We start from the raw sequence: 18,250 nt of genomic DNA on the forward strand, positions 1-18,250 counted from the left end.
AATGATAGCTACTTTCAGCACGCTCTATAAACTGTAACATACTCAAAACACTATTTTCCGAATCCTGCCGATTTCTCTGACGGACAATTCAATGACCTATATTCCTGATGCTCGCCGATACGATTCCGCAACCTTTCGCCGCGTCGGCAAGAGGGGGTTGAAATTACCTCCTATTTCTCTTGGTCTGTGGCACAATTTCGGTGATACAACGACGCTCGATCGGCAGCGCGAAATTCTGTTTAAGGCGTTCGATCTCGGCATCACTCATTTCGATCTCGCCAATAATTACGGACCACCGGCGGGTTCTGCTGAAATCAATTTCGGACAAATTCTGAAACATGAGCTCGCAGCCTATCGCGACGAGCTGATCATTTCGACCAAAGCGGGCTGGGATATGTGGCCGGGACCATATGGTGCGGGCGGCGGATCACGCAAGGCGCTGCTTTCAAGCCTTGATCAGAGTCTGAAACGTCTCGGCGTTGATTATGTAGACATTTTCTACTCTCACCGCTTTGACGCAAATACACCGCTTGAGGAAACAGCCGATGCATTGGCATCGGCTGTTCGTCAGGGCAAAGCGCTTTATGTCGGCATATCATCCTATTCCGGCAATAAGACCCGCGAAATCGCGAAACTGCTTGAGGAGCGTCAGGTGCCGTTGCTGATCAATCAGCCGTCTTACAATCTGTTTAATCGCTGGATTGAAAAAGATCTGCTGGTCGCAAGTGATGAAGTCGGATCCGGCATCATTGCTTTCACACCGCTGGCGCAGGGCTTGCTAACCAACAAATATCTCAACGGCGTGCCAGAAGATTCGCGCGTCAATCGTCCGGGTGGTCATTTCCTGCATCAGGAACATCTTGCACCAGAAAACATCGAACGCGCCAAAGCTTTGAACGAGATTGCAAAGCGTCGCGGACAATCGCTGGCACAGCTCGCTCTTGCGTGGGTGTTACGCGATCAACGCGTTACTTCTGCACTGATTGGTGCAAGCTCCGCAAAGCAGGTTGAAGAGAACGTTGCAGCACTCAACAACCTTGCATTCACTGCGGAAGAACTCACCGAAATTGATCGCTATGCGGTGGAAGGTGGCGTCAACCTTTGGGAAAAACCATCTCACGACGAAGCGGTTTAAACAACGCTTCTACACCCTTCTTCGATGATAAAGCCCGAATGCAGATCCTGCATTCGGGCTTTATTTATAGCGCTATCGTGGTTCCCAATTGCGGGAACATGCACTCGACAAAGCGCGCCGCAGTTGGCTGTGGTTCGTGATTGGCAAGGCCCGGACGCTCATTGGCTTCGATGAAAACATAGTCGGGCTTTTCCGGTGACTTCACCATGAAATCAATACCAACCACCGGAATGCCGATTGCGCTTGCAGCCTTGCAGGCGGCATCGACCAGCGTTGGATGCACCGTGGCCGTCACATCATGGATAGTGCCGCCAGTATGAAGGTTCGCAGCCTTGCGCACTGTAATTTCGCGTCGGTCGTCAAGCACATCGTCAAGTGTAAGGCTTTGCTGCTCGAGACAGCGTTTGGTCTCAGCATCAATTGGGATGCGGCTTTCACCACCTGTTGCAGCCATACGGCGGCGTGACTGAACTTCGATAAGACGGCGGATGGTTGATTTGCCGTCACCGATCACCCGTGGCGGACGACGCACAGCGGCAGCAACCAGCTTGTAATCAATAATCACCAGTCGCAGATCTTCGCCTTCAAAACAGGCCTCAAGCAGTACCTGATTGCAGAGTTCGCGTGCCTGCTTGATGGCCGCGCGCAGGTCTTTCATGGTGGTGATACCCACTGAAATCCCGCGGCCCTGTTCACCACGTGCCGGTTTTATGACCAGCGTCTTGTGCTTTGTAAGAAAAGCTTCCAGCGTTTTATCATCTGCATCAGCCGCGATCTGCTCAGGTACGCTCAAACCGGCTTTTGCGACAGTGCGGCGGGTGACGGCCTTGTCGTCACAAATCGACATGGCGACACCGGATGTCATTTCAGAGAGGCTTTCACGGCAATGGATAGAGCGTCCGCCATGGGAGAGACGGAAGAAGCCGCCTTCCGCATCCGTGATATCAACATGCACGCCACGGCGAAGCGCTTCGTCAACGATGATACGCGCATAAGGGTTGAGCGCATCAAGTGAGTTGATCGGCTGGGCGAAAAACTTCTCATTGATCGCATTTTTGCGTTTGATAGCAAAAAGCGGCACGCGGCGAAATTTCAGCTTTTCATAAAGCCGGATTGCATTGTCATTGTCGTAAAGCACCGAGAGATCAACATGATTTAAACCACGCGCCTGAAAATGCTCGGCAAGCTTACGCACGAGCTTTTCACCAATGCCCGGCTGACGTGCTTGGGGATGCACGGCCAAGCACCAGAGCGAACCGCCCTGAGCAGGGTCATTGAACAGGCGTTGGTGATTGATACCCGTGACTGTACCAACAATTTCGCCTGTCGCATCATCCTGGGCCACGAAATAGGTAACAGCGCGGTTGTCACGCTCGCAAGAAAAGAAGTCAGCGCGCAACTGCACCATGCCACAGGCCGCATAGACGGCATTGATGCCGTCGGCATCGATCTCAGATATAGCACGGCGAATGGTGATGCCGCGCGTGCTGCGGTTACTCGCCCGATAGTTGGAAAGCTCCAGCCGATAGGTGTGCGACGGATCGAGGAAGATCTCCTGGGGCGCAAGCGACAGCAGCACATGCGGATCACTAACATAAAACAGGATATCGCGGCTTAGCGGCGCTTCTGCGCGCAACGCTTCAATGATCGCTTCGTTGCTTTCAAAAGTCTGCGCGAAAAGCAGGCGCCCCCAACCGCAATCAAGTACTGTATTGCGGTTGGCGTCGCGTTCGCCCTGTTGCGTCTGACCGGGCAGGTGTTCCTGATAAAAGCCAGCGCTTTCGGGTGTACGCAGCCGCGTCAGCCGGTGCGAGAAAGCGTTTCTGCCCCTTGCTTTCTGCCGCGCCATTTCAGTCCCACCTGTCTTTTTCATCTGAGGTTTATTCATCTCAGGCCGCCTCTTGTGTCTGAAGCCACATTTCAAGCAGTCCGACCTGCCAAAGCTCGGAACCACGAAGCGGCGTGATGTGCTCGGAAGGATTCGCGAACAACCGGTCGAGATAGTCGCGCTGGAAAAGTCCGCGTTCGCGCGCCTGTTGCGATGAAAGCGCATCACGCAGCATATCGAGATAGGGACCAGCGATATATTTAAGCTGCGGCACCGGGAAGTAGCCCTTCTTACGGTCGATTACCTCGCTTGGTATAACCTTTCGGGCCACATCCTTCAGAATGCCCTTGCCGCCATCGCGCAGCTTTTCTTCAGGCGGTATACGAGCGGCCAGTTCAACAAGTTCATGATCGAGAAACGGCACACGGGCTTCCAGTCCCCACGCCATCGTCATGTTGTCCACGCGTTTGACCGGATCATCGACCAGCATAATATTGCTGTCGAGGCGAAGTGCTGCGTCAACTGGCGTATCTGCACCATCGCGCAGCAGATGCTCGGCAATCAGTTCGCGGCTATAATCGCGTTCCGGCATCCATTCGGATGCAAGCTGCGTGGCGAGCACATCATGCGAGCGGTCACAGAACGCTTTTGCATAATCGCTGACCACATCTTTGGAGCCAACCAGCGGCGGATACCAGTGGTAGCCAGCAAAGACCTCGTCGGCACCCTGACCGGATTGCACGACCTTGATATGCTTGGAAACTTCCTTCGACAGGAGATAAAAGCCAACATTGTCATAGGAAACCATCGGTTCCGACATGGCGGCAATGGTGCCGGGAAGCGCATCCATCAGATCAGATGACGGCACGAAAATCTTATGATGATCAGTGCCAAAATGCTTAGCAATCAGGTCGGAATAGACAAATTCATCACCCTTTTCGCCATTGGCCTCCTCAAAGCCAACCGAGAAGCTCATGAGGCCGGCTTGTCCGGCTTCGGCAAGAAGACCAACAATCAGGCTTGAATCCACACCACCTGAAAGCAAAACACCAACCGGCACGTCCGAGATCATGCGGCGTTTGACGGCAACACGCAGCATATCAAGAAGCTGTTCCTGCCATTCTTCGCGGCTGATAGCACTGTCGCCAGCCAGACGGCTATGTGGCGGTTGCCAATAGATGCGGTCGCGAAACTCGCCATTAGCCTGATAAACGCGGATGGTGGCGGCAGGCAGTTTGCGCACGCCATTGTATATTGTGCGCGGAGCCGGAACCACGGCGTGGAAGCTCATATAATTATGCAGCGCTGCACGGTCGATTGACGTATCGACACCGCCCGCCTTTACGAGTGCAGGAAGGGTGGAGGCAAAACGCAGCGCGCCGCTTACTTCTGCCAGATAAAGCGGCTTGATGCCAAAACGGTCGCGGGCAAAAATCACACGGCCAGTATCGCGCTCATGGATGCCAAAGGCGAACATGCCGTAAAAGCGAGAAACGCATTCTTCGCCCCAGGCGTGCCATGCCTTGATAATGACTTCCGTGTCGCCATCGGAAAAGAAGCGGTAGCCTTTGGCTTCGAGTTCAGCGCGCAATTCGCGGAAATTGTAAATGCAGCCGTTGAAAACAACGCTGATGCCGAGATCTGCATCAATCATCGGCTGCTGTGATTTTTCCGACAGATCGAGAATTCTCAACCGCCGGTGTCCAAAGCCAACATTGCCACGTACAATAATGCCAGCTGCATCAGGCCCTCTGGGGGCGAGAACGTCTGCCATTTTCGAGATTGCCGAAACCGACGGTGTCGCACCGTCGAACCTGACTTCTCCGCAAATTCCACACATAAAAAGGGTCGAAACCTCCATTGTAATCTATAAAAAAGGAGGCCGTCGCGTGAGTTTTGGCGGCGGCCTGCATAGTTGCTAATGCATGTGCGCCGGTATGGTTCCGAAATTTATGTGTTTTGTGGATTGTCGCCCGGCTTGAGTTCCTGCTCGGCTGTTTCCGATGTTTGATGGGTGAAGCCCTTCACACCCCTGGTTGTTTCTTCAGCGTCGCGTTTAATCTCAACGTCACTCATCGCATAATGAACGGTCAGTTTGGCGATGGACGTCAGAGCACTTGCATGAATGCGCTCATAACCATGTGAAGCATCAACACCAAAGGTCAACAGCGCTGTGCGAACGTCGTGACCAGCCTCAACCGCCGATGCTGCATCGGAACGATAATAGCGGAAGACGTCTTTCTGCACCGGAATGTCGTGCTCACCACAAAGCGCGTAAAGCTTCTTGGTCAGATGATAATCGAACGGGCCGGTCTGATCAGCCATGGCGAGAGTTACGCCGAACTCAGACGAGTTCTGGCCGGGAGCGGTTGTACCGTTATCGATCGCCACCAGCGAGGCAATATCCGGCACGATTGCCGCAGATGCGCCAACGCCCACTTCCTCAGCGATTGTGAAAATCCAGTAGGTATCAACTGGCGTTTCCACTTTCAGCCGCTGCATGGCTTCAAGAGAAGCCAGCATGATTGCAACGCCTGCCTTGTCATCCAGATGACGCGAAACGATGAATCCGTTATCGATGAATTCAGGCATAGGGTCGATTGCAACAATATCGCCTACATCGATGCCCAGCTCAATCAGGTCTTCCTTGTTACGCGCCAGCGCATCAACACGCAGCTCGATGTAATTCCAGCCAACCGGCAGCGTATCTACTTCTTCATTGAACGTATGGCCGGAGGCTTTCAATGGCAGAATAGACCCGCGATAGGTGCCTTTGGATGAGAAGATCGAAACGCGGGCACCTTCAGCAAAGCGTGCCGACCAGTTGCCGATTGAAACAAGCTCAAGCCGACCATTGGGTTTGAGATATTTGACCTGCGCGCCGAGTGTATCAAGATGAGAAACGATAGCACGCGCTGGCTTTCTGGACTTGCCGCTGCGTCGTGCGCGAATTGCGCCGCGCCGGGTCAGCACCACTTCAAGGCCGAGCCGCTCGAGTTCGCGTGCAACAAAATGCACCGCTTCATCCGTAAAACCTGTAGGGCTTGGAATTGCCAGTAGGGCTGATAGTTTTTCAAGAAGATAATTCTGATCAATCGCTATTTGGGTCATGCGCAACAATCTATTGTCGCGTTTCTGTGCGTCAACCGCTGCAATTCATTTATAATAGTTACCAATATTTTTTTAATATAATTTACTTATTCTAAATATAAACTTCAATTAATTTTGTTATTTTTTAATGGAAATAGGTCTATACTGTAAATGAAGTTTCATATTTTAAGGATTGTAAAATGAAATTTGAAACATTGTTTTCAAGAAGGTCATTTCTAAAAACTGGAGTTGCTTTAACAGCAAGTTATCCGACATTATCGATGGCCTGCGCCTGCGAAAAGAATACGGCTTATGCGAGTGAAGAAGTTACAGACGCTGTGACCACTCTTGATTGTTCAATTGTGCCGGGCGAATATCTAAGCAAGGGCAAACGATATCGTATGCTGGTCTCCGACAATCCTTGGCCAATTATCGTGCGAGAAGACCTTGCCGCCGCGAAAGATGGTCGCGATACACGTCGAAAGCCATTAGCGGCTTTTGCTCATTTGACAGACCTGCATGTCATTGATGCGGCATCACCAAGTCATGCAGCATTCATCCGTCAATATGGCGGCCTTAATGGCGTGATCGACGGAGCGCCGCTATCAAATGCCTGGCGCCCTCAGGATACACTGACATTGCAAGTGCTCGATGCTATGGTCCGGCGCATCAATAGTGTCCGGAAGGGGCCTGTCTGCGGACGCGATTTTGACTTTGCAATTTCCACTGGAGACAATGCCGATACCCGAGCAAAGCATGAGTTACATGCTGTGGTCACCACTTTAAATGGCGGCGTAACCTCAATGTCAGCTACGGATGCGCCTTATATCGGCATTCAGGACAATGTCGCTACCTCACCCGAAGTATATGACGCTTATTGGCATCCTGAACCCGTTACCGGCAACCAAACAGATGATCTTTGGAAACGCGCTTACGGCTATCCTGTCATTGAAGGCTTTCTGGGGCATATTAGCCAGCCTATCACTACACAGGGGCTGAACATGCCCTGGTACACAGGGTTCGGCAATCATGATGAGCTGGACTTTGGCGTGTTCTCCAGCGGGAATTTTAGCGCGTTCGTTGCGGCAATGGCGGTTAGTGATCGCATCCCTGTTGCACTACCCAGCGGAATGCAAGTCATTGATTTCATGGGTGAGCTGGTTCAGGGCGATAAAGCCCAACTCAGCCAGATGCTTTCGAAATTACCGTCACGACCAGTGAAATCATCCCCACTGCGTAACCCTTTTACGAAGTCTGAATTCATTCAGATGCATCTTGATAATGATGGTCCACACGGCCCGGCTGGGCATGGCTTTTCTCAAGACAATCTGGACAAGAAAAATGCTTATTACCGCTTCCAAATGGCAGATGGCGTAACCGGGATTATGCTGGATACGACCAATACGAATGGTGGCCCTGACGGTTCGCTGGACATTGATCAAGCCAAGTGGCTGGAAGACCAATTACAATCTGTTTCATCAAGTTATTATGCTGCCGACGGCACGCGCGTAGAAACGAAAAACCGCAATCAACTCGTTACGCTTTTCTCACATCACAACTCGATCACTTTCGACAATCTTAAACGCGCTCCAGCAGGACAGCCAGATGTGGAGCGATTGGGGTCTGACGCATTCATAGCGCTTGTCTCACGCTACCCAAATGTCATTCTCTGGGTTAATGGCCATACGCATTGCAACCGTATATGGAACCACTACAATCCACATAATCCGATGAACGGCCTATGGGAAATCAATACAGCTTCCCACATTGATTACCCGCAACAATCACGCACAATCGAAATTGTCGATAATGCAGATGGAACTCTGTCGATCTTCGGGATCGTGATCGACCACTCTTCACCGGAATCCATTGTTCGGAGCGGACCTCAAACACAGGCATCACTTGCCGCTTTGAGTTTGGAATTAGCACTCAATGATCCCGCTCTTGATCGGGCATTCCGACTAGGCGTACCGGAAGACCTGAATGTGGAATTGGTGATCAACAAGCCGTTCAGTTAACCAAATCTGCCAGCTAAAGCCCATCAGGTTTGGGCTTTAGCACCTTGCCAGCCTCACCCCCGGGGCTGGCAAAAAAACAAAAGAGAATGTGAACCGTTCATCCTAGCTTTCTTCATCAACCGCTTTCACCAATTCGGACAAGACGCACGGGCCATTTCATAGCGGTTCGTGGCATTTTTGCTCGTTTAGCTCGCACAATAATTATTACATAAAACGCAATATAATCACAATTATTGTAGCAATTGTTATCAATTATCAATCCGGCTAATTTGGGTTCAACGAGATCACAGGGCACAACCAAACGATCTCAGCCAACAACAGACAAACCCAAATCAAACGGAGATAACCATGTCCAACAAGCTCGAAGTTCTCACCCCATCCAACAGCCAGATCATTTTCATCGATCATCAGCCGCAGATGGCTTTCGGCGTACAGTCCATCGATCGTCAGGTTTTGAAGAATAATACTGTTGGACTGGCAAAGGCCGCCAAGGTTTTCAATATTCCGACCGTTATCACCACCGTTGAAACCGACAGTTTCTCAGGCCAGACCTATCCGGAACTGCTCGATGTTTTCCCGGACGCACCACTTCTCGAACGCACATCGATGAACTCGTGGGACGATCTGAAAGTCCGCGAAGCGCTCGCAAAGGGTGCAGCTGAAGGCCGCAAGAAGATCGTGGTTTCCGGTCTCTGGACCGAAGTTTGCAACACCACTTTCGCGCTCTCTGCTCTCAACGACACCGATTACGAAATCTATATGGTCGCCGATGCATCGGGCGGCACCTCACTGGAAGCCCATAATTACGCGATGGATCGCATGGTTCAGGCCGGTGTTGTTCCTGTAACCTGGCAGCAGGTGCTGCTTGAATGGCAGCGCGACTGGGCACACCGTGAAACCTATGATGCCGTGATGAACATCGTGCGTGAACATTCAGGTGCTTATGGCATGGGCGTCGATTATGCCTACACGATGGTGCACGGTGCAAAATCTCGTAGCCAGCACACAGGCCCACGCCTCGAGCCAAAGCCAGCCCTTTAATTCAAGAACGGCCCGGCACAAAAGCCGGGCCATCTTGAAGCCGGTATGAATGTACAATCATCCATACACGGCGCATGATATTTGCAGCCAAGCTGCACACCCAAATCCATCCCCCTTTCAAAGCATCTGAATTCTGAAAAGGAAACAAGATGACCGCCGCCACTCCCCCCAAACAGGATAATGCATCCGGCCCATTGAGCTTCCGCGTTTTCAGAGCGCTTTGGATCGCAACCATCATCTCCAATATCGGCACATGGATGAACGATGTTGGCTCTGCATGGCTGATGACTTCCCTCTCGCCAAGCCCAATGTTTGTGGCGCTCGTACAGGCCGCAACAACATTGCCGATGTTCCTGCTGGCATTGCCCGCCGGTGCCATGGCCGACATTGTTGATCGCCGCAAACTGCTTCTCGGCGCACAGATTTTGGGTCTTCTCGGCGCTGCAACACTTGCAATGCTCACCCTCGCTGGCCTCACAACTCCGTGGGTATTGCTTGGTGTGACCTTCGTGCTTGGCATATCGGCAGCACTCAGCGCCCCTGTGTTTCAGGCGATTGTTCCAGAACTCGTTGACAAGCAGGCTTTGCCTGATGCAGTTGCGCTTAACAGTCTCGGTGTCAATATTTCCCGTGCCATCGGCCCTGCATTAGGCGGCGTCATTGTTGCACTGGCAGGCATTCCAGCCGTCTTCGCACTCAACGCTGTCTCCGTCATCGCAGTTCTCGGCGTGATCTTCTTCTGGAAACGCAAGCCGACCGAATCTGCTCTTCCGCCTGAACATTTCTTCGGTGCTCTTCGCGCAGGCTATCGCTATGCACGTCACTCGGCTGCAATGCGTCTTGTTCTGATCCGTTCAGCTGGTTTCTTCCTGTTCGGCAGCGCGTTGTGGGCCATGCTTCCTCTGGTTGGCCGCCGCGAGCTTGGTCTTGATGCCGCTGGCTATGGTGCTCTTCTTGGCTGTATGGGTGCAGGTGCCGTACTTGGTGCGCTTATTCTGAAGAAACTGCGCAAGAACGTTGCTGCAAACACTATTTCCGTCTGGGCAACTCTCCTGTTTGCCTTTGCAACCCTCACACTGGCACTCGTACCGAATGCATGGATCGGTGGCGTTGTCATGTTCCTTGCTGGCCTTGCATGGATCGGCATGCTGACCTCGCTCAACGTCGCAGCACAGATGGCTGCACCGGGCTGGGTCAAGGCTCGTGCCCTCGCTGTTTATCTTCTGGTGTTCCAGGGCGCCATGACCGGCGGCAGCATCATCTGGGGAACGATCGCATCACGCTTCAATGTCACAACCGCACTTGTCGTTGCAGCCGTTGCTTTGGTTATCTCTCTGGTATTGGCTCGCATCTGGCAGCTACCAAAGGACTCGACCACCGATCTCGCACCTTCAAACCATTGGGCAGAACCAGTTGTTGCTGTTCGTCCTGAAGGTGATCGCGGTCCTGTCCTGATCGAAATCGAATACAAGATCGAACCACAGCGTCTTGCGGAATTCACCGCAGCTCTGCGCAAGTTCAGTGCAGTGCGGTACCGTGATGGCGCAATCCGCTGGGATGTGTGGGAAGATGTGGCAGAACCCGGTCGTGTGGTCGAAGCCTTCATCGTTGAAAGCTGGATCGAACACCAGCGCCAGCATGCCCGTGTCACCCATTCAGATCAGCTTGATCAAAAGACGTTGAACAAATTCCACCTGGGTGACACACCACCAGTCGTAAGGCACATGCTCAAGCCAGTTTAAAGATATACTGTTGTGAACTGCATGTTTTCTTAAAAAGATATCCAAATGAAATTGGAATATGCAAGACTAGCTGTCATCTTGATCATAGACTGAGCGGATAGAGTATAGAAAACCTGTCCGCTCTGTTCAGAAACTACCACTACGACTTTCTGCCTCCCGACCCATCAAACACAGTCACGCATGAAAGGACCATCATTATGACCGATAATGTCAAATCCCGCCGCTCCGCCTCACTCAAAACACCAAGTGGTTTCCCAGAAGAAGCCGTGAAGGAAATTTCCGGCGGCATCAGCGCACTTCTTGCGGATGTGTTTGCCATTTATCTCAAGACGAAGAATTTCCATTGGCATATGTCTGGCGCACATTTCCGGGATTACCACCTGCTTCTGGATGAACAGGGTGATCAGATCTTTGCAATTACCGACGATCTGGCCGAACGCGCGCGCAAGCTTGGTGGCAACACACTTCGCTCCATCGGCGACATTGCGCGTCACCAGCGCATCCTCGATAATGATGCGGAATTCGTACATCCACACGAAATGCTTGCTGAACTGCGCGATGATAACAAAGCTCTGGTCGAGAGCATGCGTATTCTGCACGAATTGTGTGACGAATATGGTGATGTGGGAACCGCAAGCCTGCTCGAAAACTGGATTGATGAAGGCGAACGCCGCGTCTGGTTCCTGTTCGAGACCCTGCGTGGGACGAACGGCTGATCAAAACTATCGACACTTTTAAGAAAGGGGCCATTGGCCCCTTTTTTTGAACCGCCGATCCGTGCGCTCTAAAGCTAACCCTATACTCAGGTATAGAACATCGAAACTCAGGTGTATGGTTTTGCACTTATAGTACGGTTACGAACAGCGCCCCATCATCGCAATATCCTCCCATCACCAACACTGTTCAACGATTTTACGGGAGATCGATGATGTCAACATTCGCAGCTAACGCTCACCACTATCAGCCAAACCTTCCGCTTGATGCTTTCGCAAACGAAACATCAATAAAAGTATCTGCCCTGCTGTTGAATGCTGTAAAACTTCTCGAAAAAGATGAGACCATCGCGATTGATCTGCTTCATCAAGCATCAAGCCTGCTTGGCAATTCTTCAACGCATGGCAAAGACGTAGAAGACAGGATTGTTGTTGGTGGACTGGCACCATGGCAGATCAAACGCGTGCGCCGTTTTATTGATGAACGCATTTCTTACACGGTATCTCTCGATGATATGGCGAGCCAGGTTAAGCTCAGCACCAGCTATTTCTCAGCCGCGTTTAAGAACAGTTTTGGTGTCTCGCCACATAATTATGTGATCCAGCGCCGCGTCGAGTTTGCCAAGGATAAAATGCTCAACAGCAAAGCGCCACTGTGTGAGATCGCTCTCGATTGCGGCCTTTCTGATCAGGCACACCTATCACGTGTTTTCCGTCGCATGACCGGCACAACCCCAAGTGCATGGCGCCGTTTTCAGACCCGCCCAGAAATTACCTCCAATCTCGCAGTTGCTGAGATTTACTAAAGCATGTTTCGATCAAAATGGATCAGATACCTCCCATCCTCAGATGTGAACAAGAGCCGTCAAATGGACACTCAAAACGATACCGCACAAACAACAAGTACGGGCCTTAAAAAGCTTTCTTTATTCGCAATGGCAGTTGCGGGCGGGATAGCGGTCGCAAATATCTATTACAACCAACCGATGTTGGGGATCATAGAAGCCGACTTCCCCAACGACCCCATGACAGGTCTCGTTCCAACCGCCACACAATTGGGCTATGCAATAGGCTTATTCTTTCTGTTGCCACTTGGCGACATCCTCGAAAGGCGCAAGCTGATCATTGGTCAGTTTATTCTTTTAGCAGTCGCACTGCTTTTAGCGGCGATGGCACCATCAGCGTCTGCATTGGTCATTACTTCACTTATCGTAGGGGCATGCTCAACTGTTGCGCAACAGATTGTCCCTTTCGCAGCATCGCTTGCATTGCCTGAAAAGCGTGGTGCAACCATCGGCACTGTTATGGCTGGTGTTCTTTCGGGCATATTATTCAGCCGGGCGCTATCAGGCTTTGTCGGACAACATGCTGGCTGGCGCGAGATGTTCTGGATTGGCGTGCCGTTAGCGCTTTTCGCTGGCGCTTTAATGTTCTTCACATTACCAAAACACCATAAAAGCTCCGGGCTTCGCTACAAAACGGCAATCCGCTCCCTTGCGACGATATGGAATGAACACAGTGCCTTGCGTATCGCGGCACTCACTCAAGCTGCACTTTTTGCGGCTTTTTCTGCATTCTGGACCATTCTCGCACTTTATCTGCAAACGCCAGAATTTAACATGGGCGCGGGAGTTGCCGGGCTTTTCGGTGTCGTTGGCGCTGTGGGCGTATTTGCAGCCCCTTATGCGGGGCGCATTGCTGATAACAAAGGCCCCGCTTTTGTCGTGTTAATGGGTACCATTCTCACACTGATTTCCTGGGCAATCTTTGGTCTCTGGTCATCGATTATCGCCCTGATAGTTGGCGTCATTGTGCTCGACTTCGGCATTCAGAGCGCACTTGTTTCAAACCAGCATATTATTTATGCGCTTGATCAGGAAGCAAGAAGCCGCCTCAACACGATCTTCATGACCGCAATGTTTTTTGGTGGAGCGATAGGCGCTGCACTTTCCACATGGGCATGGAAACACGGCGGCTGGTTCGACGTATGCTTGCTTGGCGGTGCACTTGCATTGGCAGCACTTGTGATTCAAATCTCCACATTTCGCAAACGATAAGCCAGCACCCAACGAATAAGAAAACAACAACAAGAAACGCCGATCAGTTCAGAACTGATCGGCGTTTTTATATGAGCGTCTTTAGTCTTTAAGAGTTTAATGCATCTTCGAGATGCGCAAGCAGTTTGACGACATCGACAGGCTTCCCGAGAAAAGCAAAAGCACCACCATCCATCGCCGCATTGCGTGTGCGCTCGTCTTCATAGGAAGTCATGAAAATCATAGGAGGGCGTGCGGCGTGCTTGTTAAGAACGGCCTGCAACTCAATCCCCGTCAGTCCGGGCATCTTCACATCAACCAGCATACAGTCAATGTCTGACTTTGCGTCATACGCAAGGTAATCTTCAGCAGACAAAAAGAGACGGCTTTCATAGCCGCAACTCTTAACGAGATCGTCGAGAGCCTCACGAATACCGTGATCGTCATCAACAATTGCAATGGTATGAATATGCGATGCGGACAAGATATTGGACCTTGATATACTAAATCTGGTTTATGCTAACTCTGGCGCACAATCCCGAAAAGTTTACCCATTCATATGCGCTCTATGAAAACTTATGCGCCCGCGGAAAGCAGAAATATACCATACTTAGATACAGGTCACCTTAGCGTTTCGCCAATCAATTCGGCCTTGCGAACCAGGTCGGCAAGCGATCGAACGTCCATTTTGCGCATAACATTGCCGCGATGCAGTTTAACCGTCACTTCGCTGATACCAAGATCAAATGCGATCTGCTTATTCATCTTACCCGTCACCACAGCATCCATAACCTCGCGCTCACGCGGCGTAAGGGTTTGCACCAGATCGGCGACTAACTGGTTTTGTGCGGCCTCCTGCCTGCGCACTGTATCGCGCTGCACGGCAGAGCTGACGGCATCAAGCACATCCTGCTCCTTGAACGGCTTAGCAAGGAAATCAACTGCGCCCGCTTTCATAGCGCGCACAGTCATTGGAATATCTCCATATCCAGTCATAAAAACCACAGGCAACGCAATGCCAGATTTCTCAAGCTGCCCCTGAAAATCAAGCCCACTCATGCCCGGCAAACGCACATCAAGCAAAATACAACCGGGCCGATCAGCTCTACCATTCTGGGAATATCGCGCCATGAAGCCGGCTGCGCTTTCGTAAGCCTCTGCTTCAAACTGCATTGATAGAAACAGATCGCTGAGCGACTCCCGCATTGATGGATCATCGTCAATAATGAATACAACTGGCTTGTCATTTTGCGGTTGCGGCTTGCGTAAGTCAGGCATCGTGCGCTTCCCAGCTGATTGGCAGGCGCAGTTCAAACTCTGCGCCCCCAGTTATATAATTTGTACCAGTCAGAGTACCACCACTCGCCTCAATCGTGCTGCGTGAGATCGAAAGCCCCATACCCATACCCGCAGCTTTGGTTGTGTGAAACGGCATAAAAAGCCGCTTCAACACGTCCTGATCTATGCCGGGGCCATTGTCGCGCACTCCAATGAGAGCGAGCCCATTATCAGTACGGTCAATCGTAATTGTAATGACTTTCGATGGAATACTGGAGACTTCCATGGCCTGAATTGCATTCGAAATCAGGTTGATCATCACTTGTTGCAACTCAATCCGCACGCCTTCGATGGAAGGCCAGCGCCAGTTGTTGATAATCGTTACCTGCGTGGTGCTGCGCTGCAAATCATGTTCCATGAGAGCAATGGTTTCGCGCACCAGGTCAGCAAGATTGATCTGTTGAACTTTCCGCTTGGCACGGTTCAACATATTACGCGTATTCTGCATAATTTCGCTCGCGCGGTCGCTGTCTCGGATGATCCGTTCCGCTGATCGCCGTACTGCACTCAAATCCGGTGGATTACGATCCAGCCATCGCAACACGGTCTGCGCATTAAGCATGATGGCGCCCAATGGCTGATTTAACTCGTGCGCAAGAGAAGCGGATAAGGCACCAACAGTCGCTGCGCGTGACGCTTTTGTCAGTTCGGCCTGAGCTTCGACCAGCGCCTTTTGTGCCAATTCACGCTGCGTAACATCAACCATGCTAATGACAACACGGTTAAAAGCTGCCGGATCAGCGGGAAAACTAATACTCAGCAGAACAAGCTTTTCTTCACCCGTTTGCGTTCGCAACTCGGACTTGTCTTCAAAAAAACGCCGCTCATCAAGCAGCGCCTGCAATACGGGAATGAATTGATAGTCCTGCGGTAAAACGAGAGCATCATGGACCGATGTCTCATCTTTATTGGTGCCCAGAAGCTCAAAAGCGGCTTCATTGGCAGCAACAGTCGTCGCCATATGAATGCATTGAGTTACAAAATCGGGGTGCAACTGCGCATAGGCCGCAACATCCGTAACACCGTCTGCCTTGAGCTTCATCATCTGGTGGCGAAGCCGGGAATAGTCCCGCTCGAAAAGCGCTACTCGCGTGCGATCAAAAATAGAACGGTAGCGTTCTTCACTGTCTTGCAGGGCTGTATGGGAAGCGAGCAATTGCTCGCGCGAGGACTTATTTCTCAGAATAAGCAGCGTCGTCACCAGGATGGCGGCAACAGCGACAGCAAGACGGATAGTGGTTTGAAAATCCGGCTCGGGGCCATGGGTAGCATAATAAGAGACGATGGTGAAAACGAAACAAGCTATACCACTGATTATAAGGCCGGTCCGTCCGGTAACTTCGGCTGCCAGCAGCAAGACAATGGTATAAAGAACGGCAATTGCGCCTTCGATATCGGTGAAGGTATCAACGTAAAAAACACCAAGCGCCAGCGTTAGTGCTGCAAGCCCTAACGCCAGATGATTGCCTCGTTTATGCAAACCCTCTGCATAGCTGGACATTCGTCATTTTCCCCACATTCGCGTGGCTAAGACCATAGACCAATTCTGACAATTGCAAACCTATACCTAGGTTTGGGTACAGCCTTCTCAACGATATCTGCAAAACAAAACGCCGCTTAAATGCCAGACCTTAAACCTTCATCTATCTCACGCAGTATATCGACCAGTGCATTAAACTCGCATGGACCATCATAGCGCATAGAATTGATGAACAAACTTGGCGTGCCATTCACACCGCTACGAATGCCGCCGGAAAAGTCTGTCTGGATCTTGTCGTCAAACTGGCCTTCAAAGGCTGCGACAATCTGAGTTTTGTTAAGCCCAAGGACTTCGCCATACTGGAAAAGCCTATCATCGCTTAAACCTCTCTGATGCTCATATAACATATCATGAGCTTCCCAAAACTTCCCAACACTTGCCGCCAATTCGGCAAACTCTGCCGCATGCAGCGCATGGGGATGCATTTCGGTCAGCGGGAAATTCCGGAAAACGAAACTCAATTTGTCACCCATCGCTTGCTGAACAGCCTTCAGAACCGGATAGGCTGCGCCACAATAAGGGCATTCATAATCACCATATTCTACAAGAGTTAAACGGGTCGATACTGGGCCAGATCTATGATCTGCATCACTTACCGGAATTGTAAGACGCGACATAATCATTCCCTTCAATCAATTCTTGGATTTCAGATCATCGAGCGCAGCAAGAATACCGTCAGCGCCAGGATTTATGCCAAGCAATGACACATAGCTCCAACGGACCACACCTTCCGCATCAATGACGAAAAGCGCGCGTTCTGCGATACCTTCCTTTGGCCGATAAACGCCGTAACGCTTGGCAACCCCGCCCTTGGGCTCAAAATCAGCAAGCAGAGTGAAATGAAGATGACGGTCCGCTGCAAAAGCTGCGTGGCACCACACTCCATCGACCGAGACACCCAAAAGCTGCGCACCGTGACGGTGAAACTCCGGCAAAATCTCATTGTAAAGACCCATTTGGTCGCCACAAACAGGGCTCCAGTCAGCCGGGTAAAAAGCCAGTATCACAGGCGAACCCCGTAAATCTGCCAGCGAAACCGTCTGGTCGGCGGTTGCTGGCAAACGAAAATCGGGCGCACGCGTTCCCGCAGGCAGCGCCTGCACAGGATAATCTTCAAGCATTATAGGTCTCCCGGCGTGTTACCGGCTATAACTTCAGCTTCTGAAAGAAGCTTCAAACGAAGCATTTATTGCCGGCATATATTGTCTGTGCCTATGAGATTAGGCGCGTCGGGAGGGCTGCGAAACAAGCAGAAAGTCTGTTACTGCTATACGTTGGTTTAGGGTGGTGAAAGCACATTGCGAGAAGCGAAAACCCGTTTTTGCAACAGGATGTGCGTTAAAACGACAATACTTTAAGAGCGATGCTCACGACTACGGCGCTTCCATGGCCATTCGCCATCAATTTCCGCTTCAAGCGAAAAGCTGAGGAAGGTTCTGATCAGAACGATAAGGCCCAACAAGCCAACACTTTCCCATGTGAGTGGAGAAATGATCGTAGCGATGATGTCTGCACCAATGAGAATTTCAAGGCCAAGCAAAATGCCACGGCCCAAATTTGCGCGGTAACGCGTATAAGCATTTTCGCCCGAAACAACGAACACATCTTTACAATAGACGATGGTTGCCACAGCCACGCCAATGATGATGACGGCAACACCGAAAAACTCCAGTGCAGAGGCCATTGGCTCCAATATCGGCGCAATCAGACTTACAAATTCGCCGCGTTCCGCACCCGCATTCATCATATCTATCCCCTGCCCGCTAACG

At 51.2% G+C, this 18,250-nt stretch carries 16 protein-coding genes; 7 read left to right on the plus strand and 9 right to left on the minus strand.

The features are described from left to right. Positions 1 to 91 precede the first annotated feature (91 nt). Positions 92 to 1,135, plus strand: coding sequence for an L-glyceraldehyde 3-phosphate reductase (gene mgrA, locus J2782_RS13730; protein WP_310013494.1), 1,044 nt, complete (start codon positions 92 to 94; stop codon positions 1,133 to 1,135). A 64-nt stretch (positions 1,136 to 1,199) separates the two neighbouring features. Here the strand turns inward: mgrA and ngg are convergent, their stop codons facing one another. The 3 genes from ngg to J2782_RS13745 all read right to left on the minus strand — a co-directional run bounded on the left by ngg (position 1,200) and on the right by J2782_RS13745 (position 6,074). After that, the gene (gene ngg / locus J2782_RS13735; protein ID WP_310013882.1) at positions 1,200 to 3,008 is read right to left on the minus strand and encodes an N-acetylglutaminylglutamine synthetase; all 1,809 of its coding nucleotides are present in this window, start codon (positions 3,006 to 3,008) and stop codon (positions 1,200 to 1,202) included. 16 nt (positions 3,009 to 3,024) lie between these two features. Further along, positions 3,025 to 4,803 (minus strand): N-acetylglutaminylglutamine amidotransferase, encoded by a 1,779-nt coding sequence (locus J2782_RS13740; protein ID WP_310013497.1) that lies wholly within the window; start codon positions 4,801 to 4,803, stop codon positions 3,025 to 3,027. Positions 4,804 to 4,913: 110 nt separating this feature from the next. Then, on the minus strand, positions 4,914 to 6,074 hold the full coding sequence (locus J2782_RS13745; protein ID WP_310013498.1) for an osmoprotectant NAGGN system M42 family peptidase: 1,161 nt from the start codon (positions 6,072 to 6,074) through the stop codon (positions 4,914 to 4,916). A gap of 179 nt (positions 6,075 to 6,253) precedes the next feature. On the opposite strand from J2782_RS13745, the gene J2782_RS13750 reads away from it, so the two are divergent. The 6 genes from J2782_RS13750 to J2782_RS13775 all read left to right on the plus strand — a co-directional run bounded on the left by J2782_RS13750 (position 6,254) and on the right by J2782_RS13775 (position 13,624). Continuing rightward, a complete protein-coding gene (locus tag J2782_RS13750; RefSeq protein ID WP_310013500.1) occupies positions 6,254 to 8,071 on the plus strand; it encodes a TIGR03767 family metallophosphoesterase in 1,818 nt (605 codons plus the stop codon). Between the two features lie 348 nt (positions 8,072 to 8,419). Then, positions 8,420 to 9,112, plus strand: coding sequence for a hydrolase (locus J2782_RS13755; RefSeq protein ID WP_310013501.1), 693 nt, complete (start codon positions 8,420 to 8,422; stop codon positions 9,110 to 9,112). A gap of 149 nt (positions 9,113 to 9,261) precedes the next feature. Continuing rightward, positions 9,262 to 10,854, plus strand: coding sequence for an MFS transporter (locus J2782_RS13760; RefSeq protein ID WP_310013502.1), 1,593 nt, complete (start codon positions 9,262 to 9,264; stop codon positions 10,852 to 10,854). Between the two features lie 197 nt (positions 10,855 to 11,051). Continuing rightward, positions 11,052 to 11,570, plus strand: a complete 519-nt coding sequence (locus J2782_RS13765) for a Dps family protein (protein WP_310013503.1) — start codon at positions 11,052 to 11,054, stop codon at positions 11,568 to 11,570. A 209-nt stretch (positions 11,571 to 11,779) separates the two neighbouring features. Then, the gene (locus J2782_RS13770; protein ID WP_310013505.1) at positions 11,780 to 12,373 is read left to right on the plus strand and encodes a helix-turn-helix domain-containing protein; all 594 of its coding nucleotides are present in this window, start codon (positions 11,780 to 11,782) and stop codon (positions 12,371 to 12,373) included. Positions 12,374 to 12,436: 63 nt separating this feature from the next. Continuing rightward, entirely contained in the window at positions 12,437 to 13,624 is a 1,188-nt protein-coding gene (locus J2782_RS13775) for an MFS transporter (protein WP_310013506.1), read from the plus strand. Between the two features lie 88 nt (positions 13,625 to 13,712). Here J2782_RS13775 and J2782_RS13780 read toward each other — a convergent pair whose 3' ends face one another. The 6 genes from J2782_RS13780 to J2782_RS13805 form a co-directional block, all read right to left on the minus strand. Next, positions 13,713 to 14,087 (minus strand): response regulator transcription factor, encoded by a 375-nt coding sequence (locus J2782_RS13780; protein ID WP_310013508.1) that lies wholly within the window; start codon positions 14,085 to 14,087, stop codon positions 13,713 to 13,715. 137 nt (positions 14,088 to 14,224) lie between these two features. After that, positions 14,225 to 14,881 carry a response regulator transcription factor gene (locus tag J2782_RS13785; protein ID WP_310013510.1) on the minus strand — a complete coding sequence of 219 codons (657 nt, stop codon included), beginning with the start codon at positions 14,879 to 14,881 and terminating at the stop codon, positions 14,225 to 14,227. Further along, positions 14,874 to 16,442 carry a PAS domain-containing sensor histidine kinase gene (locus J2782_RS13790; RefSeq protein ID WP_310013512.1) on the minus strand — a complete coding sequence of 523 codons (1,569 nt, stop codon included), beginning with the start codon at positions 16,440 to 16,442 and terminating at the stop codon, positions 14,874 to 14,876. Before J2782_RS13790 ends, J2782_RS13785 begins: the two co-directional genes overlap by 8 nt. A gap of 116 nt (positions 16,443 to 16,558) precedes the next feature. Further along, the gene (locus tag J2782_RS13795; RefSeq protein WP_310013514.1) at positions 16,559 to 17,098 is read right to left on the minus strand and encodes a DsbA family protein; all 540 of its coding nucleotides are present in this window, start codon (positions 17,096 to 17,098) and stop codon (positions 16,559 to 16,561) included. Positions 17,099 to 17,113: 15 nt separating this feature from the next. Continuing rightward, entirely contained in the window at positions 17,114 to 17,602 is a 489-nt protein-coding gene (locus J2782_RS13800) for a peroxiredoxin (RefSeq protein ID WP_310013516.1), read from the minus strand. A gap of 233 nt (positions 17,603 to 17,835) precedes the next feature. After that, positions 17,836 to 18,225 (minus strand): DUF1622 domain-containing protein, encoded by a 390-nt coding sequence (locus tag J2782_RS13805; RefSeq protein WP_310013884.1) that lies wholly within the window; start codon positions 18,223 to 18,225, stop codon positions 17,836 to 17,838. Between the last annotated feature and the right edge of the window lie 25 nt (positions 18,226 to 18,250).

The sequence above is a fragment of the Brucella pseudogrignonensis genome, assembly GCF_031454375.1.
Classification (GTDB): domain Bacteria; phylum Pseudomonadota; class Alphaproteobacteria; order Rhizobiales; family Rhizobiaceae; genus Brucella; species Brucella pseudogrignonensis_A.

What these genes read in the sequence shown, in the direction of transcription:
- J2782_RS13785 (WP_310013510.1), bottom strand. Translation starts at nt 14,881, where the DNA reads ATGCCTGACTTACGCAAGCCGCAACCGCAAAATGACAAGCCAGTTGTA.
- J2782_RS13750 (WP_310013500.1), top strand. Translation starts at nt 6,254, where the DNA reads ATGAAATTTGAAACATTGTTTTCAAGAAGGTCATTTCTAAAAACTGGA.
- J2782_RS13740 (WP_310013497.1), bottom strand. Translation starts at nt 4,803, where the DNA reads ATGTGTGGAATTTGCGGAGAAGTCAGGTTCGACGGTGCGACACCGTCG.
- J2782_RS13800 (WP_310013516.1), bottom strand. Translation starts at nt 17,602, where the DNA reads ATGCTTGAAGATTATCCTGTGCAGGCGCTGCCTGCGGGAACGCGTGCG.
- J2782_RS13770 (WP_310013505.1), top strand. Translation starts at nt 11,780, where the DNA reads ATGATGTCAACATTCGCAGCTAACGCTCACCACTATCAGCCAAACCTT.
- J2782_RS13755 (WP_310013501.1), top strand. Translation starts at nt 8,420, where the DNA reads ATGTCCAACAAGCTCGAAGTTCTCACCCCATCCAACAGCCAGATCATT.
- ngg (WP_310013882.1), bottom strand. Translation starts at nt 3,008, where the DNA reads ATGAAAAAGACAGGTGGGACTGAAATGGCGCGGCAGAAAGCAAGGGGC.
- J2782_RS13760 (WP_310013502.1), top strand. Translation starts at nt 9,262, where the DNA reads ATGACCGCCGCCACTCCCCCCAAACAGGATAATGCATCCGGCCCATTG.
- J2782_RS13795 (WP_310013514.1), bottom strand. Translation starts at nt 17,098, where the DNA reads ATGTCGCGTCTTACAATTCCGGTAAGTGATGCAGATCATAGATCTGGC.
- J2782_RS13790 (WP_310013512.1), bottom strand. Translation starts at nt 16,442, where the DNA reads ATGTCCAGCTATGCAGAGGGTTTGCATAAACGAGGCAATCATCTGGCG.
- J2782_RS13745 (WP_310013498.1), bottom strand. Translation starts at nt 6,074, where the DNA reads ATGACCCAAATAGCGATTGATCAGAATTATCTTCTTGAAAAACTATCA.
- J2782_RS13775 (WP_310013506.1), top strand. Translation starts at nt 12,437, where the DNA reads ATGGACACTCAAAACGATACCGCACAAACAACAAGTACGGGCCTTAAA.
- J2782_RS13805 (WP_310013884.1), bottom strand. Translation starts at nt 18,225, where the DNA reads ATGAATGCGGGTGCGGAACGCGGCGAATTTGTAAGTCTGATTGCGCCG.
- J2782_RS13765 (WP_310013503.1), top strand. Translation starts at nt 11,052, where the DNA reads ATGACCGATAATGTCAAATCCCGCCGCTCCGCCTCACTCAAAACACCA.
- mgrA (WP_310013494.1), top strand. Translation starts at nt 92, where the DNA reads ATGACCTATATTCCTGATGCTCGCCGATACGATTCCGCAACCTTTCGC.